Source organism: Halobacteriovorax sp. CON-3 (genome assembly GCF_043196995.1).
Lineage (GTDB): Bacteria > Bdellovibrionota > Bacteriovoracia > Bacteriovoracales > Bacteriovoracaceae > Halobacteriovorax_A.
The window spans coordinates 94,093-120,408 of sequence record NZ_JBEBNA010000001.1 but is presented as its reverse complement, the minus strand read 5'-3'; the positions used below and the strand labels follow the sequence as shown (position 1 = coordinate 120,408).

The following is a 26,316-nucleotide window of genomic DNA, read 5'->3' as shown; positions in this document are numbered from 1 at the left end:
ATTTTTTCTAAATTTAATATCCCACAGACCGATATCTATTAAAATAGTGCTTACCAGCACATATCCGAGCGTTTCGCTCTTTTATTGGTAAAGGTTTGGGATGAAATTTATTAAATCAACTTTTCTATTAGCGTGTTTTTGTGCGGCGACCATCTCCTGTGTTGCAGAACCAGAAAAGGGGCCTTCACTTAGCACACTCCCACTGCGCTGGAACTCTTCTGCCCTGCCTTTAACAGTCAAAGTCCACAACGACTTTAATATTATCAATGATCTTGATGGTGGCTCAGATAGTCTTCCCCTAGCAGATGAAGATGATGGGGATTATCTTGAATATGATCTAATGGAAGAGATGCAAAAGGCATGGAATGATGCTGATGAAAATAGAGACTACTTTGTTATTGGCCATGGCCAAGCGGCTTCTCGCGATCCGGCCTCAGATCTAGATGATTACTACGACGGTGAAGTTGGTATTTATATTACAAAAGACTGGTATCCAGATGTTGGTTTTGGTGTTCTTGCCATCACCTCATATTTTGCAGAACATAAGGGCGATTACCTAAGAATGGTTCACGGTGATATTATAGTCAATCTACAAGATTATTGGTTCACTTTTGATAATACCAATAACACTTCTTCTTTCTATGATATGCCTTCTGTTATTCTCCATGAACTTGGCCACTTAATTGGACTTAAACATACCAATACAAAGTCAGTAGAGTCCATCATGTACCCACAACTTGGTGGTGGTGAGAAGAAAAGATCCTTAAGTTTCTACGACGCGAAAACAATTCAAAACCTCTACGATAATGCAACAGCTATGACGGCCGCAGTTCGCACCTCTGCTCTAGGAAGTGCTGACGAGTCAACGAAGTCAGCTGGCCAAGACGATGAACCAGTTGAGAAGCCGAAGCTAATTCATGGATATATTGAACTACGCACAGATGGAAATTGTCGCCACTACCAAAATGGTAAACTAATTGATACTCACAAGGCCTTTTAGTCTATAGTGCAAGGTTTGCTCTCTTAAAAATAACGGTAATTTATGGCCTAATATTAGTATGGCCACAATTCTAGACGACACAGATAAAACGTCATTTCCAATTGATGAGGAGACGCTAAAGGATAATTCTAAATTAATCCTTTGCCCTGACTGTGATGAGCTCTACGAATTTAAATTAATTGCTCCAAGGCAAAAGGCTGTTTGCCAGTGTTGTGGATACACTCTGTATCGTGGCGATAGCACTCTTCGCATGGTAAAGGTTTTAACGATCTCAGGACTTTTATTATTCTATCCGGCATTCTTCTTACCCGTTTTAAAAATTCACATGGCAGGAAGTAATTTAGAAACATCGACTTATCAGTCAGTCTTTGCTTTTGCCACTAAGGCCTATTGGCCAATAGCGATCTCAGTTATTCTCTTTGCGATTCTTATTCCTCTTTTTAGATTGCTGGTTTATTTATCAGTTTTTATTAAAAATAAGTATATCAATCAAAATATTGGAAAGCCGCTTTTAAAGTATCTGGCCCCTTCTCATGAATGGTCTATGGTCGATGTCTACTTTATGGGTATTATTGTCACGGTTTCCAAAATGGTGGATCGCTCAGATGTTGAACTTACGATTGGAACTCTTAGCCTGATCTTACTTATGGTTAATAACATTCTACTTCAATCAGTTACTCACTTTGATGAATTATGGAAGAAGCTTTATGAGAGGAATTGATCATCAAAAGGCATTGTGTCCAAAGTGCCAAAAAGTAAATTCGATTCTTACTTGTACGAGATGTGGTGCTAAGATTGAGCTTAGAAACTACGAAGGAGTCTCTCGTTGCAAGGCCTATCTCATTGCGGCCATTGCCCTCTATATACCGGCAAACCTCCTTCCAATAATGACAGTTCTGACTTTTAACAGAGGAACGCCAAGAACAATTCTCGGTGGTGTTTTAAACCTAATTACTTTGAAAATGTATCCAATTGCCATGATTGTTTTTGCGGCCAGTATAATTGTCCCAATATTTAAAATCATTTCACTTTGGTATATCATTGATAATATAAATACTTTAGATGAGAGAAAAAAGAAGAAGTTAACAAAGCTTTATCGAGTTGTTCATATCGTTGGAAAATGGTCCATGCTTGATATCTTTGTTATTGCCCTCCTTGTTATACTTGTTAATGTTGAATTCATTTCTCAAATAAAGGCAGAGCCAGCAGTGCTCTACTTTACAGCAGTCGTAATACTAACCATCCTGGCGTCAAATGAAGTGGACACAAGATTAATCTGGGATGATAAGGAAAGATATGAGTAACGGTAAACCTCAAGTTGTTAGCAAGAAAGGAATTAACCCTATTTGGTTTTTTCCAGTAGCTGCTGTTTCAATTGGGATCTGGCTTTTATATACAAACTTAATGGCCCGTGCCTCATATATTACAATCAATTTTAGAAATGCAGATGGAATTATTCCCGGCAAAACAACAATAATCTATAAAGGAACAATTGTTGGCCGTGTGAAGGATACAGAGCTAAATAAAAACCTCACAAGTGTTGCTGTTCATGTTGAGATGAACCCACGTATGCGTGATTACTTATCAAAGGATACAAAGTTTTGGCTCGTAAGCCCAACTGTAAACCTATCTGGTATCTCCGGTCTGAGTACAATCATTAGTGGAAAGTTCATTAATATGCACCCAGCAAAAGGAAAATTCGTTAGAAACTTTGATGCTCTTAATGAAACCCCTCGCAGTCTTAGAAATGATGGGATCTATATCAAGCTCAATGCTAAGAAGCTTGGGTCTATCTCAAACGGCTCCCCTATTTACTACAATAAAATTCAAGTTGGAGAAGTCACAAGTTACGACCTCGATATGGAACGAGATGGCGTTGATATAACTGTTTTTATTGAAAGCCGTTATCAGAATCTGATCCATTCCACTTCAAGATTTTACAATGTCAGTGGAATGCATGTTGATGCCTCACTTGCGGGCGTAAAAGTTCGCACAGAATCACTGGCCTCACTAGTGAAAGGCGGTATCTCATTTGTAAACTTTGAAAATGAAGACGAGACAATCCTCAAAGAAAATTTTGAAAAGAGTTATAAACTCTATTCTTCTTATGAAGAAACAATTCCAGGAAAAGAGATTGAAATCGAATTCCCTTTAGGTAGTGCAGTTTCAAAAGTTAAAACTCCAATTAAATTTAGAAGTATTGTTATTGGATATGTAACTGGTTCAAAAATCGATCGCAATAAATCAACTCTTACTGTTCAGGCGACAGTAAAGAAAGAATTCGAGAATGTTGTTGTAAAGGGAGCAAAGTTTTGGGAAGTAAAACCAAAAATCTCTCTTAGTGGTATTGAGTCAATCGATGCTCTTACAGGAAATTATATTGCCGTTGATATCAGCCGTTCAAAATATAAAAAAGGCAAGCAAACAGATAGTTTTAAGGCACTACGACAGGCGCCTTTAAAAGAAGTTCACAATAAATTTGGACAAAGGCTTAGCCTTTATAGTGATCGCAGAAACTCTCTTGCAAAGGGACAAGGCGTTTACTACCGTGGAATTCAAGTTGGTGTCATCACAGATGTTAGACTTAATACTCGTGCAAAGAATGTCATTGCTGAAATCTTTGTCAATTCTCCTTATCACAGACTTCTTAAAGAAGAGACGAAGTTTTGGAATGTTAGTGGTGTTGATGTAGAGTTTGGTCTATTTTCAGGAGCAAAGATAAGCACTCAATCTCTAGAGACTCTTCTTTCAGGAGGAGTTGAATTTGCAACGCCAGAGAGATTCACACAGAGAAAAAAGAATTACTTTAAGATTCACAAGAAGGCCAATAGCGAATGGCTAGAATGGAAACCAATTATCGAATTATAAGCATAAAAAAAGCCTCGCATCGCGAGGCCTTTTTATTTGTATGTCATAAAATATTAAGCGACTTTCTTATCTTTTTCCACCTCAGGTGACTCAAGATTATCAAGAACTTCTTGAGAGAAAATTAACTTCTTACGAAGTGCCTCACGAGATATTCCCATCTCTTTTGCGGCCTTAGACTTATTCCCAAAGTTTCTTTTAATCTCATTAAGAATCATTTCACGCTCAACAAGAGCAAGACGATCTTTTAGAGGAAGCTTAAAGTCTGTGACGTGATCAATTTGTCCAAATTGTTTCTGCTTCATTGAAATATCAACTAGAGGAGATACCCCGTCATTGATTTCAATATCAGAAATAATATGTGACTTTGGATGATAAAGCACAGCTCTTTCAATACACTTCTTTAATTCATAAACATTTCCTGGCCAGTCATACTGTAGGATTTGTTCCATAACCTTCTTAGAGAAGCTCTTAAGAAGAAGTCCTTGTCTTTTACATTCAACTTTTAAGAAGTACTCGACAAGCATTTCGATATCATCTTCACGGCGTCTTAGTGGATCAAGATTAATTTGAGCTTGAGATAGAAACTCAAAAAGATCACGATGGAATAGGCCTTCATCAGTTAAGATTCCAAGATCCTTAATCGATGTTGCCATAATACGGCAATCGATACTTACGATACCACCAGGAGTTCCTCTATTTGAAATAACTTCAAATAGTCTCTCTTGCCATTCGTATGAGAGATTTTCAATATGGCTAAGAACGACAGTTCCACCCTGTGTTTTCGAGAAAACACACTTATCTTCGTCAGGGCCAAATAATTGCGCCTCCAACTTATCCATATCTTGTAACTTACAATTTACAGTATTAACTTCATGAAGTCCGCGCTTACCTTCAAAGTGAAGAACAGTTGCATAAAGGTTCTTACCAACACCTTTCTCACCTGTAATAAGAACTGGACTATCAAGGTCCTTAAGCTTCGAGATAGAGCTTCTCATGGACTTAACACCCGCAGTGTTTCCAATGATTGCATACTGGCGATCATATGGAGCTGAGAAACGACGAATTTTAGAGTTATTCGAAATTGGGTTAAAGCTATGGAATACTGAAGAGAAAACAAGAGCTAAAACTTTCATTGTTTTTTCATCTTCAATTGTAAAACGATTTTCATTTCGCTTATTAATTACCTCAATTACACCAATGATCTTATCTTCGCGGTTATGAATTGGGTAACAGATAATTGACTTTGTCGTGAATCCATTTTGCTCATCAAAGGCATTATTAAAACGAGACTCATCACTTTCAGTACAAATATTTAAAGCAACACCTGTTGTGAAAACAGAACCTGCAACACCTAGGCGATAATCAAATTTTAGGCCCGTCTTATCAAGCCCTAAAGCAGCAATGGCCTCAAGCTCATTCGTATCTGGGTTAATTAGAAAGATTGAAGAGCGTTGTGCATTCAGGATACGAATCACTTCTTCAAGCATCGTATCAAGAAACCCTTCTTTATCACCAAAGTGAGTAATATCTTTAAATAGCGAAAGTAAAAGTGAGAACATTTCAAATCCTTCATTTGGATCTGTATAGCGCTCTTTAAGTGCTGATTGAATCAGACAATCTTTTAATCTCTCAGATGAAAAACTCATGATATATGATTCAAGAAATTTATTAATTCCCTTTTCAACATCAAGTTCAACACCGTAGATAATTTCTTCATCTTCTAAAACATTTGAGAAGGCACGAACAACTCGTCCAGTAAGATCAAGATGCTTCTTTTTAAACTGTAGAGAAACCTCTAGTTCTGTTCCAACAGAAATTCTCTCATGTGTTTTAAAACCAAAACCTGTAACAGAAATATCAACAAGTTTAGCGTCATCGATATACTCGAGATGCCCAACCTCATCTTCTTTCTGAACGAGAAAACGTAAATTATCCGCTTCCTCAACTGGAATTCTAAATGATTGAAAGAACTTAAATTCTGAAAAACTGGCGAGCATGATAATCCCCTCATTAATGCTTTACAGTTATTAATCGGTAAAATTTGGTTAAAACTTTAGGGTGATGCCCAAAATTATTGGCTATAAAATCTATACGATGGCCCTGATTATGCCCTATTTGCTTGCCTGATGAGCTCACAAGCAATAAGATGTGATATTAAAATTAGTTGTAATATTGGATACTTGCACCATGTAGGCATATATTCACGCATTTAAAAATTGGATGAAATATGATTTTTGAAGGTTCAGAAAAGAAGGCCGAAATCATCGTTAAAGATGGCCTTAACTTACTAGAAATCCCTGATACTTTTTGGGCCCAGCTAGTTGAAAAAGCGAAAGCGACAATCCTTTCGAGCGTTAAAAATGACAAGTTGAAAGCATTTCTACTTTCAGAGTCCTCTCTCTTTGTTTGGGAAGACCGAATGCTTATCATCACTTGCGGCCAGACCACATTAATTCAGGCCATTGACTTCTTTACTAGTGAATACGGAAAGGATTCAATTAAACAACTTATCTTTCAAAGAAAGAATGAGTACTTTTCTCATATGCAGCACTCAACTTTTATGGATGATATCAAACTACTAGAAAATAAATTTAGTGGAACGGCATTTCGTTTTGGAAATATTGATGATCACCACAACTATATTTATTTCCTCGATCAAGAATACACTCCATCTGCGGATGATCACACATTTGAGCTTCTAATGTATGAAATCTCTTGCGAAGCGAGAAAACTTCTTACAGATGAAAATGTAACAAAGGATCAAATAAGAAATTTATTAAAACTTGATGAAATCCTACCGGGATTTGAGCTTGATGATTTCGTTTTCAATCCATATGGTTATTCTTTAAATGCCATTAAAGATGATAACTACTTCACTTGCCACATCACTCCACAAGAAGAGTGTCCATATATTAGTTTTGAAACTGATATCGACATGAAGGAAATAGCAGGAGTTCTTATTGATGCTATGGAACCAATCTCTTATGACTTCATTGAGTTCTGTCCAAATCAAGATGGAAATTGTGGGCTTAATGTAAACCCAGGAGAATACAAGGCGAAGACTCAAGTTGAAAGCTATTTAAAATGCGGCTATATCATGTACTTTTCACACTTTTACAAGTTACGTACAAACCGCTTAACACCATATAAATTACTTTAAAAAAATAAAATCAGGAGACAGTTATGCACAGTAACCTATGGATCGAAGAAAGATATAAAGATTTTTACGGGATGAGATATAAAGTAGAGAACGTTCTTTACTCTAAGAAAACTGAATTCCAAACAGTAGACGTAGTTGAAACAAAAGGGCATGGAAAAATGCTTCTTAACGACGGTCTAGTTATGGTAACGGAAAGAGATGAAATCGCTTATCACGATATGATTTCTCACGTTCCTTTATTTGTTCACCCAAACCCGAAAAACGTACTTGTTATCGGTGGTGGTGACGGTGGAACAGCGAGAGAGGTTCTGCGCCACTCTTCTGTTGAAAAGTGTACAATGGTAGAAATCGATGGTGCCGTATGTGAAGCATGTATGGAATTTATTCCACAAACAGCTGAAGTACTAAAAGGTCATCCAAAGCTAGATCTAATCATTGGTGACGGTGTTAAATTCGTTCAAGAAACTACTGAGAAGTTTGATGTTATTATCATCGACTCAACTGACCCAATCGGTCCAGCGGCCCCTCTATTTGGCCCTGAGTTCTACACAAATGTAAATAAGTGCCTTGCTGACAACGGTATCGTTGTTTCTCAAGGTGAGTCACCTTGGTTTGAAGCAGAAATTCAAAAGAGCATGTTAGGTGTTCTAAATGATATTTTTAAAAATACATTTATCTACAACTTCTCTAACCTAACTTACCCAGGTGGACTGTGGTCATTTACTTTTGCAACAAAGGGCGACACTCACCCAATTAATGACTTTAGAGAAGAAGCTGTTGCAGAAAGTGGACTTGAGTTCTCTTACTACAATGCTGGACTTCATAAGGCGGCATTTTATCTTCCTACATTTATGAAGAAGAACCTTGAAGGGCTAATCCAAAACCCTTAAGGAACAAAGGATCTAAAATGCAATACTGGCTCTTTAAAAGCGAACCTGATGCTTTCTCTATTGATGATCTTGCAAGAAGACCGAAGCAAACGGAATCTTGGGATGGAGTGAGAAATTATCAGGCCCGTAACTTCATGAGGGATGAAATGAAACTTGGCGACAAGGTTTTCTTTTATCACTCAAGTTGTAAAGAGCCAGCTATCGTAGGCCTCGCTGAAGTCGTTAAGGAGTCCCATCCAGATAAGACTCAATTCGATGAAAAATCGAAGTACTATGATCCAAAAGCAACGAAAGAAAATCCACGCTGGTTTCTTGTGGATGTAAAATTTGTCGAAAAATTTTCAAAAGCATTAACGCTAAAAGAGATGAAAGCAGATAGTCGCTACGAAGAAATGCCTTTAGTTAAGAAAGGCTCTCGCCTATCCATTATGCCAATCCCTAATAAGATTGCGACAACGATATTAAAAGATATTGAAAACTAGAGTTTGTAAAAACTCGCGCCCGAAAGTTGTATAACTTAGAAATAGAGTCACAAGAGATAAGACAAGCCCTATCGTAAAGAAGCTTAGAATAACAAGGCCTGTACGGCCTATAAGTGCTTTTATTGGCTGCTTATAATAGAGAGACAGATGTGAAAGGTCATTATGTCCATGAACACCACCAAATTTGTACTCCTGAACGCCACCACCTTGAGTGTCTTCAGATGTATTTAAATCGACATCAGATAGGTCCTGAATTGGCATTTCCCACTACTCCTCACACCAGCTTATTCGCTGATATGAAGAGTATCGGTAAATACTTAAATTATTTTAATGATTCGGTTATTGAATAATTTGTGATTCTTGAGATGTGTGATTAGTTGCTGAAATTACAGTACTTTCTTCAATTAGTTCAGAGTCATCATCGCTACCAATTGTTTCTTCAACTAAATCCATTTTAGTTGCCATAATTTCACTGGCCGCCTCAATTTGTCCTCTAACTTCTTCAATCTCACAAGCAATATCTTGTTTTGAATCTAAGTAAGAATCAATTTCATCACGACATATAGCTAGTTTTTCAATTAGTTGATCCTGATTTCCACGGTAAGTTTCTTCAAGATTTGAAAGTAGTCCAATTACATTATTAAAGAATTTTGCAAGATTACGACTTAGGGCCTCAAGTTCACTACTACTTTGAGTCATTTCAGAATCATTGAGTAGGCTTGCTTGAACGTCCACACGAAAGCTTAACGTCTTAAGTTGGAAGATAAGATCTTTCATATCCTGGAATTCATTCATAAACTTTTCAAAAGTTTCTTGGAATTTAGAATCCCCTTCTTCTGTTTCAATCTTTGCATCACTTTGCTTTGGTAGCTCTTTGATAAATTCAAGTGCTCTTTCTCTTAACTCATTAACTGCATCAACAATTGGCCCCATTCCCTTGTGTCCATCATTGATCACAAGTAGCTGGTCCTTAATATCTTCCACAGTATTTTGAAGTTCAATATTCATTAATTCAAATTGAGAGATTTGCACTTTTTGACTTTCAACAGTTTCCATTTCTTGTGAGAGCTTAATTTGAAGTGACTGCTTACTATCTTTTAATTCTTTCATTTCATTTGTCAGTCTTTCAACTTCCAGACGAAGTAATTCACTATCATTGAAAAGACGCATTTTTGCGTAATACTCTTTAATCATAGGAATGATAGCGATAATAGCAAGTACACCTGCTACAACCATAAAGATAAGATTGTATAAGCTTCTTGTAATAAGCCAATTATAGATAAGAACACCATGTGTCATAAGAGATAGTGCGCATATGATGATGTAATTCGATTTTGATGTTGGCGATTTTGGTTGTTTTGGTGGTTTGATTGAATTCTTTTCAATTTTTAAAGACATGTTATCGATCCCTGACAAACTTTCTTTTAATAATACAATAATTATCAAACACTAAAGTAAGTAAGTCAATTATCAGGGACCGATTATTTCAGTATGAATCTAATAACTTATAACAAGTTTACTTAAGATATGTGTAGCTCTTTAGACAGTCTTCATAGAAGTCTACTAACGATACTCCATCACGAGGACGAATTCTTCCTCGCGAAACTTGGCGATCGATATAGCGCTTAACCTTAAATGCCATAAATTCAGGATTATACTGCATTGTCGATAGAACCTGACGAGCAGAGTTTCCTTCAACAGTCTCTTCAATATAGAAGCCCTTCGGATCATCGCTATCTGCATAGACGTGTACTTCATTAACTCGTCCAAAGAGATTGTGCATATCACCCATAACGTCTTGATAGGCTCCTGTTAAGAAAATACCAATGCGATACTCCTCTCCTTCATTTAGCTGGTGGACAGCAATCGTCTTCTTAAATCCTTCATCTGGATCATAGAAGCGATCAATCTTCCCATCACTATCACAAGTGATATCTGCAAGAGTTGATCTCTTAAGAGGTTTTTCATTCAGACGTGTCAGTGGAACAACTGGTAGTACCTGTTCAATGGCCCAACTATCACACGCAGACTGGAAAACTGAAAAGTTACAAAGGTATTGGCCACTTAGTGTATTTTCAAGATCCTCCATTAGTTCCGATTGAAAGTCTTCTTCAGGAACGAGTGAATTAATTTCTTTAAGAATACGCAGGTGCATTGTCTCAATTTTAGCGCGTTCTTCAAGCTCAAGAATCCCAAGCTTGAAAGCGTGAATTGAGTCTGTCTTAATTTTTAAAGCATCATTATATGCTTCTTGCCAATTTTTCGTTTTCTCTAAAACCTCACCAACTTGTCTCATCTCTGTCACAAGATTATGTTCGCCAGTTTCTTGCTTAGTTGAAAACTCAATCTTAGTATTATCAATTTCACCAATGATATTTGTGATAACACAACTGTGGTGTGCCGTGATTGCGCGTCCACTTTCAGTGATAATATGTGGATGCTCAACACCCTCGAGATCACATACAGACTTTAGTCCATAAACGATATCTGTAATATAGTCCGTGATCGAATAATTAATTGATGAATCGTTTGTCGAATTTGTCCCATCGTAGTCAACACCAAGGCCACCACCTACATCAAAGTACTGAAGAGGTGCTCCAATTTTCTGCATCTTACAATAAATACGTGAGCCTTCCTCAATCGCTTCTTTAATAGAACGGATATCAGTAATTTGAGATCCAATGTGGAAGTGGAAAAGCTTTAACATATCCAAACGGTCATGCTTTTTTAAAAACTCAATGGCCAGGATGATTTCAGAAGTTGTTAAACCAAACTTCGCTTTATCTCCACCACTAGACTCCCATTTACCACGGCCCTTAACAGACATGCGGCCACGAATTCCAATAAATGGAATAACCCCATGCTCTTTACCAAGTTCAACAAGCATGCGAAGCTCAGAGAATTTTTCGATAACAACAAATACCTTACGTCCAAGCTTTGCACCAAGAATGGCAAGCTTTAGGTAGTCGCGATCTTTGTAACCATTTAGAACTGTAAGTGAGTCAGCGTTATTATTATATGCGAGAGCAGAAAGAAGCTCAGGCTTAGAGCCAGCTTCAAGTCCGTAGTTGTAGCGAGAACCTGCATCAACAATTTCTTCAACGACTTCTCTCATCTGGTTTACCTTGACAGGGTAAACGCCAAAGAATTTCCCGCGATAATCTTCATCATCAATTACCTTTTGAAAGGTATTATTTAAAAGCTTTACTTGCGAGCGTAAAATATCATGAAAACGAATTACTAAAGGAAGTTGAATTCCTTGTTCTTTTGCTTCTTCAATAACGTCATTAATAACGATTCCAACATTCTTATTTGGATTTGGAGTCGCTTTAAGTTGTCCATTTTCTTCGATCTTAAAATAACCGTTACTCCACTTACTTACGTTGTAGAGGCGATCAGAATCTTGAATTGTCCAAGTCTCATTTGTCATTTCTTAAACTTCCTTTTCTTACTAAGACTTCGTTTTGCTAGTTAGAAGTAGGATCATCTCCCTTACAACTTTTGCAGCAAAAACAGAACTATTCCCAGATGAGTCAATCTCTGGAGCTAGCTCAACAATATCACAACCTACAATATTCTTTTCTAGTAGGATTTTTACAAAACTAATAAATGAATGAAAGTCTTCTCCACCTGGCTCCGGTGTTCCTGTTCCTGGAAAGAAACTTGGATCAAAGTAGTCTAGATCAAGTGTTAAATAAACAGGACGATCAGCAGGGATCGCACGAACTCGATCTAAGAACTCTGCGCGTGATTTTGCAATTGTTCCATTCTCATTCATATACTCATATTCTTCTTTTGTACCAGAGCGAATCCCATATTGAATAAGACTATGCTTTGGCCCAAAGTGATCAAGGCTTCTCTTGATAATTGAAGCATGTGAATAGTGGTAACCAAGATATCCATCACGAAGATCAGCATGTGCATCAAGATGAATTAAAACAAGATCTTCAAAATCATGAAGGTACTTCTTAATTGGAGCATAAGAAATTGAATGCTCTCCACCAAGAGTCATAATTTTAATATCGTTTTCTTTTAAATTAATGTGATCAAAATTCTCTTCGAAACAAGCAGTCGCAACTTTCCAACTCTGCTCTTGTTGATCCGCAACTGGAAGGTTTCCAAGATCATAGAAAGTGCAATCTTCTGTTGAGAGATCGAGATATGGTGAATAAGTTTCGATACCATCAGAAACTTCTCTTAAAGCATCTGGCCCTAAGCGCGTTCCTTTTCTGAAACAGGCCGTTCCATCAAAACCAAAACCAACAAGGTTAACACTATGTGGTCTAACTTCGTCAGTAACAATTGCCATATCATAAGGCGTATTTGGGGCCTCTAGGCCCGCTAATTTCCATAAGTTCTTTTCCATAGGCTACTAATAAATCCTAATGGAATTTGAGTCAATTTAAATTGATATGAAAGTGTAAAAAAGTGGTCCAAAATGGCTTTTAAGTCACTAAAATGACTAAACTTTAATCAATCTGGTTCTTTCTGGCCGTAACATCAGTACGAGTCATTGGAGCATGAAAAACTGCGAAGTCAATTGACTCGCGAAACATCTTCCAATACTTCTTATGATTGCGGTTATCACTTGAAGGAAGCTCAAGCGTATAAGTAGGAATCTTTCTCTCATTTCCAGCATAGTTTCCTAAACTTCCAGGAAAGAAAGGATAATTCTTCACACGATACCCATTGGCCTTCTTACTCATTGTATTAAGAAGTTCTTCGGCCTTTAGCGCTAGGCCATCCTCTTCATGAATATGATTAGAAACCACTGGCCCATCATAGTCGAGAATCGTTAATGGGGCGTGAACTGTAATAATCTTATTTGGGTTATAACGTGAGATAATATTCACTTGAAAGATTGTCTCTTGTTCAGAGTTTGCAACCTTACCAGGATATCTACGCTTGGCAGCTCCATAGCGAGTTTTCCATAAGTGTAGGGCCTTCTTTTCCCAATCCTTAGTTGGAAAGTTTCTATTTGGATCAATTCCACGGGAATTTGTTCTAGTAGGTCTTCTCTTAAAGAATGAATCAGGAGAGACAATTGGAGCAACAGCAACGAGATTATCTTTTAACTTCTTTTGCCCTTCAATCGTAGCAACTTCATGATAAAGGTGGTGTAGAATATCGAAACAAAACTTAATCGGTGTAATTTCATCACCATGAACACCACAAAGAACTAAGGTCATATTCTTAGGTTCTTGCTTATGTTCTTCCTCGTCACCAAAAACGGTCCACATAATTGGACGCCCTTGATGAGTGTCTCTTACATGAATCCACTTATACGAGTCACAGTGAGACTTTCCCCATCCGTACTTTTTAAATTTCTTATCGATATCACCGCAGAATGATTTTACGCGCTTTGTGTTTGCAACAGTTGAAAATTCATTCTTATGAGAATGATCCGTGAAGCTTAGACTTTCACTAGTGACGGCCTTTTTAGGATGCTCAATTTTTTTTCTTGCGACTTCACCTTGCTTGGCCACCTCTGGAGCTTTTGATGCATCATGTCCGTCTTGGTTACTATTAATAACCTCAACACCAGAACATGAAAGTAAAACGATAATTAAAGAGAATAAAATTGTGTAATTAAATTTTGATAATCGATTCATAGCTACCATTAAGGCCAAATTAATATAGTGTTATAATATCATATATAATTTATAGATATTCAATATTTTAGTGAGATATTACGCAATATGGAAAGCCAAAACTTACTCATTTTGACAACCAACCCAAGGCTTTACGCCTGTACTCAACTCGAAGCAGCGATCAATGAAGCGACTCATTCGTGCCGTTTCTCTGATCCATACTCCGTTAGTGACGAGGAATTGGCCTGGGCCGATGTTGTGATTAATCGTAACACAGGCCTGAACTATAATGATGATGACCTTGAAAAAATGGCCATACTCGGGCCCAAAAAAGTTATCAATCCTGTTACTTGTTCACGTGTACTAAGAGACAAGTTTCAACAGTGGTTACATTTCAAAGAAATTCTTGGCCCTTCTCAGCTAATTGAAACGTATTCACTTACACAAGGCCCTGACGACGCCAACATGCAAAACAAGTGGGTTATCAAAACAACACGAGGTCAGCAGGCCAAAGGTGTCTATCCATCAACAGATATCATTAATGACCGAAAGAAGTTAATTGCTAAGGGAGATCTCAACTATATCATCCAACCCTATATTGAATTGAAGTCTGAATGGCGTGTTCTACTCTTTAAAGGAATATCTTCAAAGAAGGTTGAAAAGATCATTATTAGAAAGTTACCCAAGATTACACATAATGATTTTCATATACTTAATTTTGCTTCTAGTAGTTGTGAAATTATTGAAGAAGACAAGACGCCGCAACAAGTGCTTTCTATTGCAGATGCAGTTGCCGGTAGTCTTGATTTCTACTTTATCAGTGTTGATGTCTTAGAAGAGAGTGAAGAACAAGGTGGTGGCCACCGCTTAATCGAAGTCAATGGATGCCCTGGGATGGCCCATAGTGATGAAATACTCCTCACCTCAAAGCACCAGATGACCATGGCCCAATTATTCATGGAAAAAGTTATAAATAGCTGAAATCACATTTTAGAAATCAAATATATTTATCACATGTCAATTTTTTGTTTGATTATTAAAACTTTTGACGATAAGATCAAATGAGGAGACAAGTTAATGTATATTTGTATATGTAACGCCATTACACAAGATATGCTCGATAATGCAATCAAGCAGGGACAAACTGAGAAAGAGGTTATCAATAGCCTTGGCATCGGTAACTCATGCGGTGTTTGCTTATTAGAACAAGTTTCTGCCGGTCTTGCTAAAAAGAATCTAAAAGCTAATCAGAAAGAGCAGGCCAATGAAGTTAAGAATAACTTAACTCCAGTCAAAAAATAAAATCCTTGAAACACATCCCAATCTTCTATAGCATTAATTCATAATTAATTATTGAAAGGGATTAATCATGAAAGGTGATCAAGACGTAATCAAAGCATTAAATAATGTTCTTACAAAAGAATTAACGGCCATTAACCAGTACTTTCTTCATGCAAGAATGCTTGAGGACTGGGGACTCGATAAGATCGGCCATCTTGAATATAAAGCAAGTATCGATGAGATGAAGTACGCTGATGAAGTTATTAAGAGAATTCTCTTCTTAGAAGGACTACCTAATCTTCAAAAGCTTGAGAGAATCAGAATTGGTCAGAATGTAAAAGAAATCATCGAAGCAGACCTTGAAACAGAAGCTGAAACTGTACCATTATTAAAAGAAGCAATTGAGCTTTGTGAGAAGAAGCAAGATTATGTTTCTCGTGATCTTTTATCTAAGATCCTAGACTCAGAAGAAGAGCATGTCGACTGGCTTGAGACTCAATTATCACTAATTGAAAAAGTGGGTATTGAGAATTACATGCAATCTCAAATTGAAATGAAAACAGGACACTAGTCCAAAATGATAAAAGCCTCGCTTAGCGAGGCTTTTCTTTTATCTGTATGGCAGACTATGCTTTTTCTTCGATTGGTTTTGGAAGTCTTGCAATCATTAGAATTGGAATAATCAAGAAGATACTTCCAAGATAATATGGAGCTGCCGAGCTGTAGCGCCAGTAAACAAGAGAGGCAACGATTGGCCCGATAACTCTTGCTAAAGCTCCAAGGGATCTAAAAACACCAATGACATGTCCCTGGCTCTGTGCCGGAGAATACATTGAAACAAGTGAAGTTAGACATGGGATTACTAATGACGATCCCACAGCTAAGAAAAATAGACCACCGTAAACAAGCCAAGAAGACTCTGCTAGGCCAATTAGAACAAGTCCCGGAATAATTGTCACAAGACCTTGAAGAGCCATACGCTTCTCACCTACTGTATGGGCCTTACGGCGAACATATCCACCTTGAACAAGTGCTAAGATAAGTCCGATAAAGATAAACATATAAGCGTTATCCATCGATGAGTAGCTTAGCCTCTCTGCCGCTAAGAATGTTAGTGTAAACTCCATCCCACTAAATGCTAGTAGGAATAAGAAGTAACCAAAGTTAGTTAGGTTAACACCTTTATATGGAAGTGGTTTGAAAAGTGTAATCGGGTTTGCACTTCTTTCACTTTCATGTTTACCACGCTTCTCTTCAGGAAGAGTTTCATCAAATTTATTAAATAGATTAACTAAGTTAAATAGTGAAAGAACACCTGCTACAATTGCGGCCATTGAAAATGGATTCACGCCGTAATCAGCAAGTACTGGATAAATCTTAGTTAGATCAAACAGAGAAAGAATCCCACCCATTGCTGGCCCAATAATAAAACCTAGAGCGAAGGCAATACCAATCGTTGCCATCCCTTTTGAGCGGTTCTTCTTTGTTGTCACATCGGCCACAACAGCTGTTGCTGTCGAGATATTTCCCCCCATGATCCCACCAATGAATCTTGCAATAATAAGGATTGTAAAATTACCTGCAACGGCCCAAAGAACATAACTTACAAAAAGGCCAAATACTGAAACAAGCAGAACTGGCTTTCTTCCGATACGGTCAGAGATTGTTCCCCAAATTGGTGCGGCAACAAATTGTAGTAATGAGTAAAGAGCACCTAAGGCACCACCAAAGAGTACGATAGCAGAGAAGTTACTTGCTCCTCCAGCTTGTGTTAGCGTATCGATTGAACCAAAGATCGCTTTTAAGAAAACGTTATCAGCATCAACAGTTAAGTAATACTTAGCAAGTGCTGGAAATAGTGGGAAGATAATTGAGAATCCCACAAGGTCTAAGAATAATGTTAAAAAGACGATCTTAAGCGACTTCTTAGCATTATCACTTAATGGCTCTGATTCCATTGTTTGCTTTGGCATATCCATGTATTTTTCCTCTTCTAATTGATACTCTATTTTTTCGACTTCCTTTGGGTTCTCACAAAGTGTTTCAACATAATCGGCAAAACCTTTGGCCCAATTTTCGTCATCATTCAAACACTCAATAGCGTGAATATGAGTTCCAAACTCTTCAACTTCTTCTTGTAACTCAGTTCCAATTTCATCAATAGTTTCTAAGCAATCTGCAACGAAGGCCGGGCAATAAACAGCAATATTCTTTGCGCCACCTTTTGCAAGATTCACAGTGTATTCATCTGTATATGGAGTTAACCATTCTTCACTTCCAAAGCGAGATTGGTAAGTCATGTGAATTTTTTCTGGATCAATGCCAACAACTCCTTGCTTGATAAACTCGAAAGTTTCAAAGCAGTGCTGATAGTATGGATCTTTCTTATAGATAACTCTCCTCTTTGGAATACCATGGAAGGAGATCACTAATTCATCAATACTTTCACTAGCAAGCTTCTCATTAATCTTTGCAATTGAATTATCAATAAAAGCATGGAGGCGGTGAAAATTTGTAATGACTTCAAAGTTTGGAATCCTAACCTTAGTTTCTAAAAGCTTTCCAAAGAAGTCAATTCCACTGGCAATTGTTGATTCTGAATATTGTGGAAACATCGGAATAACGATTAACTTTTGAGCTGGATCTTTTCTCTCATCAAGCTCCTTTTCCCACTTTGCATAGACGTCAGCAACCTTAGGTCCACAAAGTAAGAACGCATGTTCGACTTCAATATGCTCAGGAGTTAATTCATTTACTCGATGAGTGAATTCGCGAGTGATTCTCGTTAAAGGAAATTCACTCCCTTCCCAAATTCTACTATAAAGAGCTGCCGACCTCTTTGGCCTAAAAGGTAGCACAAAGAGATTTAAAACAATTTTCCAAAGTCTTGGATCGATATCCACGACTCGCGGGTCGGCCAAAAATTCTTTTAAGTATTTACGCACATCCGAAGTTGATGGTGATTCAGGAGAGCCAAGTTGAACAAGAACAACCTTAGTAACCTTGTGCCCACCTTTTTTACCAACTGGAAATGTTAAATGATCATGACGCATTGCCATTGTTCCTTGATAATGTTAAATTAAGTAAATATAACCTATCAAAATAATTCAAGAGAGTCGATAAATGTCAGCATCGAAAAAAACTATTAAAAAAACAAAATCAAAAGCAAAACAATCACCGAAGGGAAGAAATGTAAAAGAACTTGATGCATTTGCACTAGGTTCAGCAAATACTGAATATCCAGATACGTATGCCCCAGATGTACTTGAGGCCTTCGACAATAAGAATCCAGGAAGTGATGCTTGGACGACTTTTGTGTGTACAGAGTTCACATCTCTATGCCCAAAAACAGGTCAGCCTGACTTTGCTCGTATCTACATTAATTATATTGCAGATAAGAAGATGGTTGAGTCTAAGTCTTTAAAGCTATACCTATTCAGCTTTAGAAATCACGGTGACTTCCACGAAGATTGTGTGCAAAAAATTTGTGACGATTTAACAAAGCTAATGAAGCCAAAATACGTAGAAGTTATTGGTGAATTCACTCCAAGAGGTGGAATTTGTATCTACCCATATGCCTCAAATTCCAACAATAAGAAGATTTATAAGGATATTCGTGCAAAAAGATTTAGCGAATATGCTCCAGGTAAGTATACAATGGACTTATCTAAAATTTATTAATTTAGCTTGAAATGAGGAAAATATGAGCCTTGGAATTACAGAAAGTTTAATTATCCTAGCTATCATTATTCTACTATTTGGAGGTAAGAAGCTTCCAGAACTTGGTAAGTCTCTAGGAAAGGCCATTACAGGCTTTAAACATGGACTTAAAGAAGAAGATCAGCCGGACAATACTAAAACTGCCAGCAAAATCGAAGACCAATCAAAGAATGAAAATAAGAATAGCTAGTTTCTAATTTTGTAGAACAGTTATTACCTGCTTAAGGGTAAATGGTTTTGGTAGAATACCACTAACACCTTTGCCCTTAATCGTATCAGAATTAATCGAACAATCACCAGTTGCAAGAATAAAAGGAGGCATCTTCTCTTTTAGAACCCCTTGCGCCCTAGTTGCTAATTCCATTCCATTTACTTCAGGCATTTGGTAATCCGAGATAACATGCGAATACGTATGTTCACCTAGAGCACTCAAGGCCGCACTCGCATTTGCACAAGCATCGACTTGATAGCCCTCCATCTGTAAAGCATCTTGTAAAAGCTCTAAAATTTCAATTTGGTCATCTACTAACAGAATACGTTTTACTTCTGGATTTGTTGAAATAGACATTGATTCAATCATATATATGCTCTCTTTTGTTTAAACAAAAATAAAAAAACCTATCTTTCGATAGGTCTTTTTAAAACACAATATTTATTGATTCAAGTAAATTATTCTATAATTTCTAAAACAGATCTTTTTTTCAACTTAGTTGAAGCAGCATTAAGAATTGTTCTTAGTGCGCGAGCTGTTTTCCCTTGCTTCCCAATAACTTTACCAAGGTCAGTTTTATCAACCTTAAGTTCGATAACTGTTGTTTGTTCACCAACAATCTCGTTTACTTCTACTTGCTCTGGCATATCAACTAATGCGCGACTAACTGTATCGATTAAGTCTTTTAACTCACTCATCATGAACTCCTTCTACAAAAATGCCGTTTATGCTTTTTTAAATGAAAAACAAAAATTACTAGTTAAGAGTAACTTTGTTCTTCTTTAGAAGTGTTCTTACAGTATCAGAAATTGTAGCACCTTTACCAAGTAGCTCAGAGATTCTCTCAGCTTTGATATCGATAAGGTTATTTTCTTTAAGTTGTGGGTTATATTGACCTAACTTTTCGCTGAATTTTCCGTCTCTTGCATTTCTTGAGTCAGCTGCAACGATTGTGTAAATAGGCATGTGAGTTCTACCACCGCGTTGTAATCTAATTGTTAACATTAAGTACTCCTACATCAATTTGTAACGCTTATAATAAATATATTAAATAATTCCTAAATAAATAATTGATTTTAAAAAGATAAGCAATATCTTTTTTCAAATTTTTAATTAGAACCGTAATGTATTAAAATATATGCCATATGACAAGCAAAGAAAGCGAAAGTGCAAAATTTATCGACCTTCACGGCCATTCAGGGCCAAACAAAACAGCTCCTATTGAGGATTTTTGCATTTATTCATACTCACCGCAAATCAATGACTTACCTAAAGAAGGCCAATTCTTTAGTGCTGGAGTTCACCCATGGAGGCTTACTGACGCCGTTACTAGCTTTGAGGAAGTTAAAGAACTGTGCAAGATGAACTTATGCCTTATGGTCGGGGAGGCCGGCCTTGATCGCGCTATCGAGACCAATTTAGAAATACAAGAAAAAGTCTTTAGCTGGCACATTAAATTGGCCAACGAATTAAATAAGCCTCTCATAATTCATAATGTAAGATGTCTGTCTGAAATATTTCGCCTTCACAAGGCCTATCCTGGCCATACTCCTTGGATACTTCATGACTTTAATGGAACGATGAAGGATATGACTGACTGTCATGAGCGCACAATTTACACCTGCCTCGGTCCCCGCTTCTACGAGTCGTCTAATGCAAAAATAAGTAGCACCATCTTGAATAATAAAGTGGACTTAGAGTATATCTTCTTTGAAACTGATGATCGTCGTGATCTAAAAGTTTCCGACATCTATTGTGAGTTTGCGAAAAGACAAGAGCTCGACCTATCAGATCTAAAGGAAGAAATTTGGCACAACCTCAGGCGCCTTCTTGGCAAAGATTTAACGATTTAATTGAATTTAGAGCGCTTTTAGCTCCCATGGTAGGCCTCTCGCATGTTGCTCTTAGAGATGCCCTAAGGCCCTACTTTCCAAAAGATGTAAAAACCTTATGGGCCACAGAAATGTTAAATTCAAGAAGACTACCTGATCAAGTCCTTGGAGAGACTCCTGAAACATTCAAAAGTGAATCTGACTATGGGCTCTACCCACAAATACTTTGTAATGAAGAAAGATATATTGAAAAGGCCATCCCGAAACTAGAGGCCTGGGGAGCAAGTGCCATTGATATCAATATGGGCTGCCCAGTGAAGAAGGCCCTAAAGCATAATTACGGTGTTTCTTTAATGGGTGATACAAAGTATGCAGCAAGTGTTGTGGAGATGGTTAAGAAACATGCTACGGTTCCTGTCTCGGTGAAACTTAGGGCCGGCCATCAAAATGATAAGAGCTTTCTTTTAGACTTCTGTAGTGCCCTTAAAGAAGCCGGCGCGGACTGGCTAATTTTACACCCAAGGCTAGCGGCCCAAAAAAGAAAGGGAGTTGCAGACTGGGAGCAGATTAAATTCCTACAAGAAAGTATCGATCTTCCAATCATTGGTAATGGCGATATTCAAGATCACGGCGACATTGCTCAAATGCTAAATGAAACAGGCTGCCAGGCCGTTATGCTAGGACGCTCTCTTACTGCAAAGCCATGGCTAATTACGCAATTTGCATCTGATCAAGGTTATGAACTTGATGAGTTCCAAAATCAATTTCTAAGCGAAGACCCTCACCTTCATGCTCGCTACTATGGTGAATTTGTGAAGGCCTATATAAATGCTTGCTTTAAATACTATGAACCAAAGGCCGCCCTTAAGCGCATTCGCTTCTTTTTAAAAGTTGGGCATGTATGGCTTAATTTTGGCCATAGCTTTACCAAGAAACTTTTTGGATTAGAAAGTGCGCAAGCATACAGTGATGCCATAGATCTTTATATGGATAATTCTTCATTGAAAATTTCGAAAAGAACGAATCTACGTTACTAGTGTTCGCAGTGGTTACAACGACATAACTTAATATTAAGTAAGTGCGCTGCAATTAGTGCTAGGCCACCGACGATAGATGCCACAACTTCAACTGTTCCAATTGAATGAGAGTGCATGTGCATATGCATATGACCAGCATGATCAGCTAAGAAGTATTGATTAAAGTGCCCAACTAAAATAGCGGCCATTCCTAGGATACCAATAAAGAGTGGTCTCTTATCATTGTGAACTTTTAGGTTCTTGATAAAAGCATAGAGACCTACTGGTACAACAATGAAGATCGCAAGACTGTGAATCAGTGGATTTTCAAAATATGTGGCCAGTGACGGAACAAAGATAATCAATAATGGAATTGCCATGCAATGTAGGCAACATAAGACAGAAACTAGCAGGCCTGCACGATCCGCTGATTCGTCGTATTTAGATGTTTTAACTTCTTCCATTTTGTTGTCCATAAGCGTCCAATTGATTGATATATGTATATATAGAGAATTCTGTGACTCAAAGCAAGTAATTATTAAAAAATTACCATCATTAAAGTGTTGAAAATACTTTCTAATACGATACACTTGTAACGTAATATTATTTACGTGTATCAAGAAAATCTTGCTACAGGGGGAAAAAATGAGTGGTTTAGATGATTTTTTAAAAAAGAAGAACAAGCAGGCCAAGCATGCACTAACTTCGTCAAGTGATGAGATTGTGAAAAAGTGTAGACACCTGTTAGAAAGAATTCAAGATGAAGGTAGTGAGAAATATGATGAACTTTATGCTCATTTTCGCTTTCGCTACGACAGAGTAAATGTACAGAAGCACAAAGTTGAAAAATTCTTAGAAGAGCTACAACAAGAACTCGATCGTCTTGGTAAAGATCCGATTAAAGTTCTTGCAGAATACGATAAGCTAATCGAAAAAGAACTTGAGGCCATAGGCCACGTGGAAACTTACCAAAGCGTTAAAAAGTCGACAAAGAAGGCCATTAACAGAATGGCAAAAGCCGCTAAAGAGGTTTCAGACGACGTTGAAGAAGCCGTTGAGGAAGTTAAGCGTACAACAAAGAAAGTTGCAAACGACCTAACAAAGAAAGCAAAAGAGGCCAAAAAAGAAGCTAAGAAAGTTGTAAAAAAAGCAACCAAGAAAGTGGCCAAAAAGACTGCGAAGAAAGCAGCAAAGAAAGTGGCCAAAAAGACTGCGAAGAAAGTAGCAAAGAAAACGGCCAAGAAGACTGCAAAGAAAGTAGCAAAGAAAACGGCCAAGAAGACTGCAAAGAAAGTAGCAAAGAAAACGGCCAAAAAGACTGCAAAGAAAGTAGCAAAGAAAACGGCCAAAAAGACTGCAAAGAAAGTCGCGAAGAAGGTCGCTAAGAAAACGGCCAAAAAAGTAGCCAAAAAAGTAGCCAAAAAAGTAGCCAAGAAAACTGCAAAGAAAACTGCCAAGAAAGCTACAAAGAAAAAATCAAAATAAAAAACAAGGCCCTCGTTTGAGGGCCTTTTCTTATAAAACTCTACTCTTCAAAAAATAAAACTTTATCACTATTTCGGAGCATAAATCCCTTTATGTGATCATTCATATCAACAAATAACTTAAAAACCTTCTCTTCCTGAGGAAGTGAGCTATCAAATGTTTTATTAAATAACTTGATATTCTTACAAACGACAGATGATGCATAATAAGTATCTGAAGTTTCATAATAATTAAATGTTCTATCCTCACCTTCACCGCTATACTTACCAAGATAAACGCTTACTGTAGAAATACTTCCTGACTCTTCTTGTTCGGCCGTATAACAACTCGTTGAAGAAACTGTTGCTAAATCAACAATTCTTAAAGTTTGTAGGCCCGCTACTGCATAAAAATTAAATGCACCTACTAAAATTACCAAAGCTAATTTCATAAACTCTCCTAAATATTTTTTCCATATTTAGCATGACCAATGAGACATAAATACTCCCCTGAAGTATTTACAATAAGCTAAAGAAGCGCGTGGGCAATAGAGAAATAGATAATGATTCCCGTCACATCGCAAATTGTTGCAACAAAGGGAGTTGAGGCAGTGGCCGGGTCAAAGCGAAGCTTCTTAAGTAGAAAAGGAAGCATTGATCCAACGAGAGTTCCCCACATCACGATACAAATAATACTGCACCCTACAATGAGAGAGATACTTGCAAAGTTTACGCCGTAAACTTCGTTTGCATGCGGCCAGAAATAAATTCTCATGAAACCAAAGATTCCGAGAATAAATCCCATAAATAGGCCAGAACCTAACTCTCTTAAAAAGACACGAAGAGAGTCACTATTTTTAACTTCACCAAGAGCAAGGGCGCGAATAACAAGCGTTGATGCCTGCGCCCCAGAGTTTCCACCTGATGAAATAATAAGAGGAATGAAAGTTACAAGTGCAACTGTATGTGCAATAGCAGCTTCAAAGTGAGTCATGGCAGTGGCCGTAAGCATTTGCCCAATGAAGAGAATAACAAGCCAACCAAGACGTTTCCTTGTCATCTCAAAGAAGCCAACTTCAAGATAAGGAGCATCAAGAGATTCAACGGCCGCGATTTTTTGCATATCTTCTGTCGTCTCTTCCTCGACGGCCTTGATAATATCATCAATTGTAATGATCCCTTTCATACGGAATTCTTCATCAACAACCGGTAGAACAACTTGCTCAAAACGACTGAAGACACGACCAATTTCTTCCTGATCCATATTATCTGGAATGGCAATAAGGTCATCACCCGTTGTCATTAGCTCTGAAATCTTTTGGCCGTCGCGAGCACCAAAGAGCTCACGTAGAGATACCACCCCTACTAGCTTTTGAGCTGTGTCGATAACGTAGGTATAGTAAATCGTTTCAACGTTACTTAGTGTTTGAGTACGAATGTAGCGAATGGCCTCTTCCACCATCATATTTGCACGCAGGCGAATATAATTGGAATTCATAAGACCACCGGCAACGTCTTCGGCATAGGCCATAAGGGCCATAACTTCAACGCGAGCATGTTTAGCTAAGAGAGAAAGAGTCTCTTCTACTTGCTCATAATTCAGAAGTTGTAAAATATCGGCCAAGTCATCATAGGCCAAATCATTTGCCCAACGTCTTTTAAGGTCGCGGTCAAATTGTTCAAAAAGATCAGCTTGGTAATTTGAATCAAGGGAGTCAAAGAAGTCCTGGGCCTCTTCTTCTGACATACTATTGAAGGTCGACAGACGCTCGGACTCAGAAAGAGAAGGCCAATCTTTTAGGGCAATACCAATTTTGGTAAATTGCATTGTGTTCTCAATTTCTGGATGAGTTTCGTTTGTCATTTATTTTGCTCCCACAAAATACTAATCGACGTTTTAAGTACAAACTTTAATAAAATTAGCTAGTTAGATTTTGACATCACATCTTTACTGGCACTTTCAAAAACGGCGCACCATCTTCTTCATTAAAAATGAACTCTCCCCCATTCATATTGTATTGAATACTAGGGATTAAAAGTCGAGGAGCACTTAAAACAGCATCACGAGATGTTCTAAAGTCCAAGAACTCTTCTTTAGTAGTACTTGCCTTACACTGTATATTATTGCGCTTTTGCTTGCCCACAGTTGTCTTAAACATAATCTCACGTCCACCTGGGCCGTAATCATGGCCGACGTATATACTACAATTATCATCGAGAGAGTAAATTTTTTGAATCGACTCATAAAGGTCGTCAGCACTCCCCTTTGGAAAATCGCAACGGCCAGTTCCCATATCAGGCATAAAAATAGCATCTCCTACAAAGATTGCTTCCTTGTTAATGTATAAACTCATACAAGCAGGAGTATGCCCCGGAGTCTCAATAATTTCGACTTCGAGATCTTCTGCGACTTTAAAGACCTCACCTTCACGAGTTAATAAATCAAATTGAGAGCCGTCTTCTTTTACCTGAGAACGGAAGGCCCCATTAAAAACGTTTTGTACCTTTTTAATATTTTCATGAATGACGATCTTAGCACTAGGGTAATATTTCTTTAGGCTCGACGCACCAGAAAGATGATCCGCGTGAACATGGGTTTCAAAAATATATGAAAGCTCTAGATCCTTCTCTTTTAAGAACTCATGAATGAGTAAAACTTCTTTTGTTGACACTGATCCACTTGCGTAGTCAAAGTTTAAAACAGGATCAACAACAATGGCCTTCCTTGTTTCCAAAGAGTAAATGATATAAGTCAGAGTATTTGTGTCTTTATCAAAAAAAGAGTGGATCAACATTTAAAAT

At 37.6% G+C, this 26,316-nt stretch carries 29 protein-coding genes; 15 read left to right on the top strand and 14 right to left on the bottom strand.

The window, feature by feature from the left end:
* Positions 1 to 100: 100 nt before the first annotated feature.
* Genes ABMA72_RS00585 through ABMA72_RS00570 form a run of 4 tightly spaced genes read left to right on the top strand, consistent with a single transcriptional unit; the run spans position 101 to position 3,868 of the window.
* Positions 101 to 1,000: a matrixin family metalloprotease gene (locus ABMA72_RS00585; RefSeq protein WP_393055445.1), complete on the top strand. Its 900-nt coding sequence runs from the start codon at positions 101 to 103 to the stop codon at positions 998 to 1,000.
* A 58-nt stretch (positions 1,001 to 1,058) separates the two neighbouring features.
* Entirely contained in the window at positions 1,059 to 1,721 is a 663-nt protein-coding gene (locus tag ABMA72_RS00580; RefSeq protein ID WP_392860403.1) for a paraquat-inducible protein A, read from the top strand.
* Complete coding sequence (locus ABMA72_RS00575; protein WP_393055442.1) at positions 1,708 to 2,304, top strand: paraquat-inducible protein A; 597 nt, start codon at positions 1,708 to 1,710, stop codon at positions 2,302 to 2,304. The genes ABMA72_RS00580 and ABMA72_RS00575 overlap by 14 nt, the downstream gene beginning before the upstream one ends.
* Positions 2,297 to 3,868: an intermembrane transport protein PqiB gene (locus tag ABMA72_RS00570; RefSeq protein WP_392860399.1), complete on the top strand. Its 1,572-nt coding sequence runs from the start codon at positions 2,297 to 2,299 to the stop codon at positions 3,866 to 3,868. The genes ABMA72_RS00575 and ABMA72_RS00570 overlap by 8 nt, the downstream gene beginning before the upstream one ends.
* Before the next feature lie 53 nt (positions 3,869 to 3,921).
* Here ABMA72_RS00570 and ABMA72_RS00565 read toward each other — a convergent pair whose 3' ends face one another.
* Positions 3,922 to 5,865 carry a sigma 54-interacting transcriptional regulator gene (locus ABMA72_RS00565; RefSeq protein ID WP_393055439.1) on the bottom strand — a complete coding sequence of 648 codons (1,944 nt, stop codon included), beginning with the start codon at positions 5,863 to 5,865 and terminating at the stop codon, positions 3,922 to 3,924.
* Between the two features lie 230 nt (positions 5,866 to 6,095).
* Between ABMA72_RS00565 and ABMA72_RS00560 the strand changes: the two genes are divergently transcribed.
* Genes ABMA72_RS00560 through ABMA72_RS00550 form a run of 3 tightly spaced genes read left to right on the top strand, consistent with a single transcriptional unit; the run spans position 6,096 to position 8,400 of the window.
* A complete protein-coding gene (locus ABMA72_RS00560; RefSeq protein ID WP_392860397.1) occupies positions 6,096 to 7,028 on the top strand; it encodes an adenosylmethionine decarboxylase in 933 nt (310 codons plus the stop codon).
* Between the two features lie 23 nt (positions 7,029 to 7,051).
* Positions 7,052 to 7,918, top strand: a complete 867-nt coding sequence (gene speE / locus ABMA72_RS00555) for a polyamine aminopropyltransferase (protein ID WP_392860395.1) — start codon at positions 7,052 to 7,054, stop codon at positions 7,916 to 7,918.
* A 17-nt stretch (positions 7,919 to 7,935) separates the two neighbouring features.
* A complete protein-coding gene (locus tag ABMA72_RS00550) occupies positions 7,936 to 8,400 on the top strand; it encodes an EVE domain-containing protein (protein ID WP_392860394.1) in 465 nt (154 codons plus the stop codon).
* On the opposite strand, the gene ABMA72_RS00545 is transcribed toward ABMA72_RS00550, so the two are convergent.
* From ABMA72_RS00545 to ABMA72_RS00525, 5 genes are all read right to left on the bottom strand, one after another.
* Entirely contained in the window at positions 8,380 to 8,661 is a 282-nt protein-coding gene (locus ABMA72_RS00545) for a hypothetical protein (RefSeq protein WP_393055436.1), read from the bottom strand. The two genes, ABMA72_RS00550 and ABMA72_RS00545, sit on opposite strands and share 21 nt — an antisense overlap.
* A 78-nt stretch (positions 8,662 to 8,739) precedes the next feature.
* On the bottom strand, positions 8,740 to 9,798 hold the full coding sequence (locus ABMA72_RS00540; RefSeq protein WP_392860390.1) for a hypothetical protein: 1,059 nt from the start codon (positions 9,796 to 9,798) through the stop codon (positions 8,740 to 8,742).
* Between the two features lie 118 nt (positions 9,799 to 9,916).
* The gene (gene speA, locus ABMA72_RS00535; protein ID WP_392860389.1) at positions 9,917 to 11,830 is read right to left on the bottom strand and encodes a biosynthetic arginine decarboxylase; all 1,914 of its coding nucleotides are present in this window, start codon (positions 11,828 to 11,830) and stop codon (positions 9,917 to 9,919) included.
* A 21-nt stretch (positions 11,831 to 11,851) separates the two neighbouring features.
* Positions 11,852 to 12,766, bottom strand: a complete 915-nt coding sequence (speB, locus tag ABMA72_RS00530) for an agmatinase (RefSeq protein WP_392860388.1) — start codon at positions 12,764 to 12,766, stop codon at positions 11,852 to 11,854.
* A 103-nt stretch (positions 12,767 to 12,869) separates the two neighbouring features.
* Positions 12,870 to 14,012, bottom strand: a complete 1,143-nt coding sequence (locus ABMA72_RS00525; protein WP_392860386.1) for a M14 family zinc carboxypeptidase — start codon at positions 14,010 to 14,012, stop codon at positions 12,870 to 12,872.
* Positions 14,013 to 14,099: 87 nt separating this feature from the next.
* Between ABMA72_RS00525 and ABMA72_RS00520 the strand changes: the two genes are divergently transcribed.
* The 3 genes from ABMA72_RS00520 (at position 14,100) to bfr (ending at position 15,843) form a co-directional block, all read left to right on the top strand.
* Complete coding sequence (locus tag ABMA72_RS00520) at positions 14,100 to 14,972, top strand: RimK family alpha-L-glutamate ligase (protein ID WP_392860384.1); 873 nt, start codon at positions 14,100 to 14,102, stop codon at positions 14,970 to 14,972.
* 96 nt (positions 14,973 to 15,068) lie between these two features.
* Complete coding sequence (locus ABMA72_RS00515) at positions 15,069 to 15,293, top strand: bacterioferritin-associated ferredoxin (protein ID WP_392860383.1); 225 nt, start codon at positions 15,069 to 15,071, stop codon at positions 15,291 to 15,293.
* 67 nt (positions 15,294 to 15,360) lie between these two features.
* Entirely contained in the window at positions 15,361 to 15,843 is a 483-nt protein-coding gene (gene bfr, locus ABMA72_RS00510) for a bacterioferritin (protein ID WP_103217041.1), read from the top strand.
* 55 nt (positions 15,844 to 15,898) lie between these two features.
* On the opposite strand, the gene hemH is transcribed toward bfr, so the two are convergent.
* Complete coding sequence (hemH, locus tag ABMA72_RS00505) at positions 15,899 to 18,331, bottom strand: ferrochelatase (RefSeq protein WP_392860381.1); 2,433 nt, start codon at positions 18,329 to 18,331, stop codon at positions 15,899 to 15,901.
* Positions 18,332 to 18,395: 64 nt separating this feature from the next.
* On the opposite strand from hemH, the gene queF reads away from it, so the two are divergent.
* Together queF and ABMA72_RS00495 are read left to right on the top strand one after the other, a co-directional pair.
* Positions 18,396 to 18,953, top strand: coding sequence for a preQ(1) synthase (gene queF / locus ABMA72_RS00500; RefSeq protein ID WP_392860380.1), 558 nt, complete (start codon positions 18,396 to 18,398; stop codon positions 18,951 to 18,953).
* 22 nt (positions 18,954 to 18,975) lie between these two features.
* Positions 18,976 to 19,182 carry a twin-arginine translocase TatA/TatE family subunit gene (locus ABMA72_RS00495; RefSeq protein ID WP_392860378.1) on the top strand — a complete coding sequence of 69 codons (207 nt, stop codon included), beginning with the start codon at positions 18,976 to 18,978 and terminating at the stop codon, positions 19,180 to 19,182.
* 3 nt (positions 19,183 to 19,185) lie between these two features.
* On the opposite strand, the gene ABMA72_RS00490 is transcribed toward ABMA72_RS00495, so the two are convergent.
* The 3 genes from ABMA72_RS00490 to rpsP all read right to left on the bottom strand — a co-directional run bounded on the left by ABMA72_RS00490 (position 19,186) and on the right by rpsP (position 20,208).
* On the bottom strand, positions 19,186 to 19,572 hold the full coding sequence (locus ABMA72_RS00490; RefSeq protein WP_392860377.1) for a response regulator: 387 nt from the start codon (positions 19,570 to 19,572) through the stop codon (positions 19,186 to 19,188).
* A gap of 89 nt (positions 19,573 to 19,661) precedes the next feature.
* A complete protein-coding gene (locus tag ABMA72_RS00485; protein ID WP_021267274.1) occupies positions 19,662 to 19,901 on the bottom strand; it encodes a KH domain-containing protein in 240 nt (79 codons plus the stop codon).
* Positions 19,902 to 19,959: 58 nt separating this feature from the next.
* Positions 19,960 to 20,208 carry a 30S ribosomal protein S16 gene (gene rpsP / locus ABMA72_RS00480; RefSeq protein ID WP_021267155.1) on the bottom strand — a complete coding sequence of 83 codons (249 nt, stop codon included), beginning with the start codon at positions 20,206 to 20,208 and terminating at the stop codon, positions 19,960 to 19,962.
* A gap of 140 nt (positions 20,209 to 20,348) precedes the next feature.
* On the opposite strand from rpsP, the gene ABMA72_RS00475 reads away from it, so the two are divergent.
* Together ABMA72_RS00475 and ABMA72_RS00470 are read left to right on the top strand one after the other, a co-directional pair.
* Positions 20,349 to 21,056 (top strand): TatD family hydrolase, encoded by a 708-nt coding sequence (locus ABMA72_RS00475; RefSeq protein WP_392860374.1) that lies wholly within the window; start codon positions 20,349 to 20,351, stop codon positions 21,054 to 21,056.
* The gene (locus tag ABMA72_RS00470; RefSeq protein WP_392860372.1) at positions 21,011 to 22,072 is read left to right on the top strand and encodes a tRNA-dihydrouridine synthase family protein; all 1,062 of its coding nucleotides are present in this window, start codon (positions 21,011 to 21,013) and stop codon (positions 22,070 to 22,072) included. Before ABMA72_RS00475 ends, ABMA72_RS00470 begins: the two co-directional genes overlap by 46 nt.
* On the opposite strand, the gene ABMA72_RS00465 is transcribed toward ABMA72_RS00470, so the two are convergent.
* A complete protein-coding gene (locus tag ABMA72_RS00465) occupies positions 22,069 to 22,515 on the bottom strand; it encodes a MerC domain-containing protein (protein ID WP_393055433.1) in 447 nt (148 codons plus the stop codon). The two genes, ABMA72_RS00470 and ABMA72_RS00465, sit on opposite strands and share 4 nt — an antisense overlap.
* A gap of 181 nt (positions 22,516 to 22,696) precedes the next feature.
* Here ABMA72_RS00465 and ABMA72_RS00460 point away from each other — a divergent pair, with 181 nt between their 5' ends.
* Complete coding sequence (locus ABMA72_RS00460) at positions 22,697 to 23,536, top strand: hypothetical protein (RefSeq protein WP_392860369.1); 840 nt, start codon at positions 22,697 to 22,699, stop codon at positions 23,534 to 23,536.
* Between the two features lie 40 nt (positions 23,537 to 23,576).
* Here ABMA72_RS00460 and ABMA72_RS00455 read toward each other — a convergent pair whose 3' ends face one another.
* From ABMA72_RS00455 to ABMA72_RS00445, 3 genes are all read right to left on the bottom strand, one after another.
* Positions 23,577 to 23,966 carry a hypothetical protein gene (locus ABMA72_RS00455; RefSeq protein ID WP_392860367.1) on the bottom strand — a complete coding sequence of 130 codons (390 nt, stop codon included), beginning with the start codon at positions 23,964 to 23,966 and terminating at the stop codon, positions 23,577 to 23,579.
* 77 nt (positions 23,967 to 24,043) lie between these two features.
* Positions 24,044 to 25,378 (bottom strand): magnesium transporter, encoded by a 1,335-nt coding sequence (gene mgtE, locus ABMA72_RS00450; protein WP_392860365.1) that lies wholly within the window; start codon positions 25,376 to 25,378, stop codon positions 24,044 to 24,046.
* 76 nt (positions 25,379 to 25,454) lie between these two features.
* Positions 25,455 to 26,309 (bottom strand): MBL fold metallo-hydrolase, encoded by an 855-nt coding sequence (locus tag ABMA72_RS00445; protein WP_392860363.1) that lies wholly within the window; start codon positions 26,307 to 26,309, stop codon positions 25,455 to 25,457.
* Positions 26,310 to 26,316: the final 7 nt, after the last annotated feature.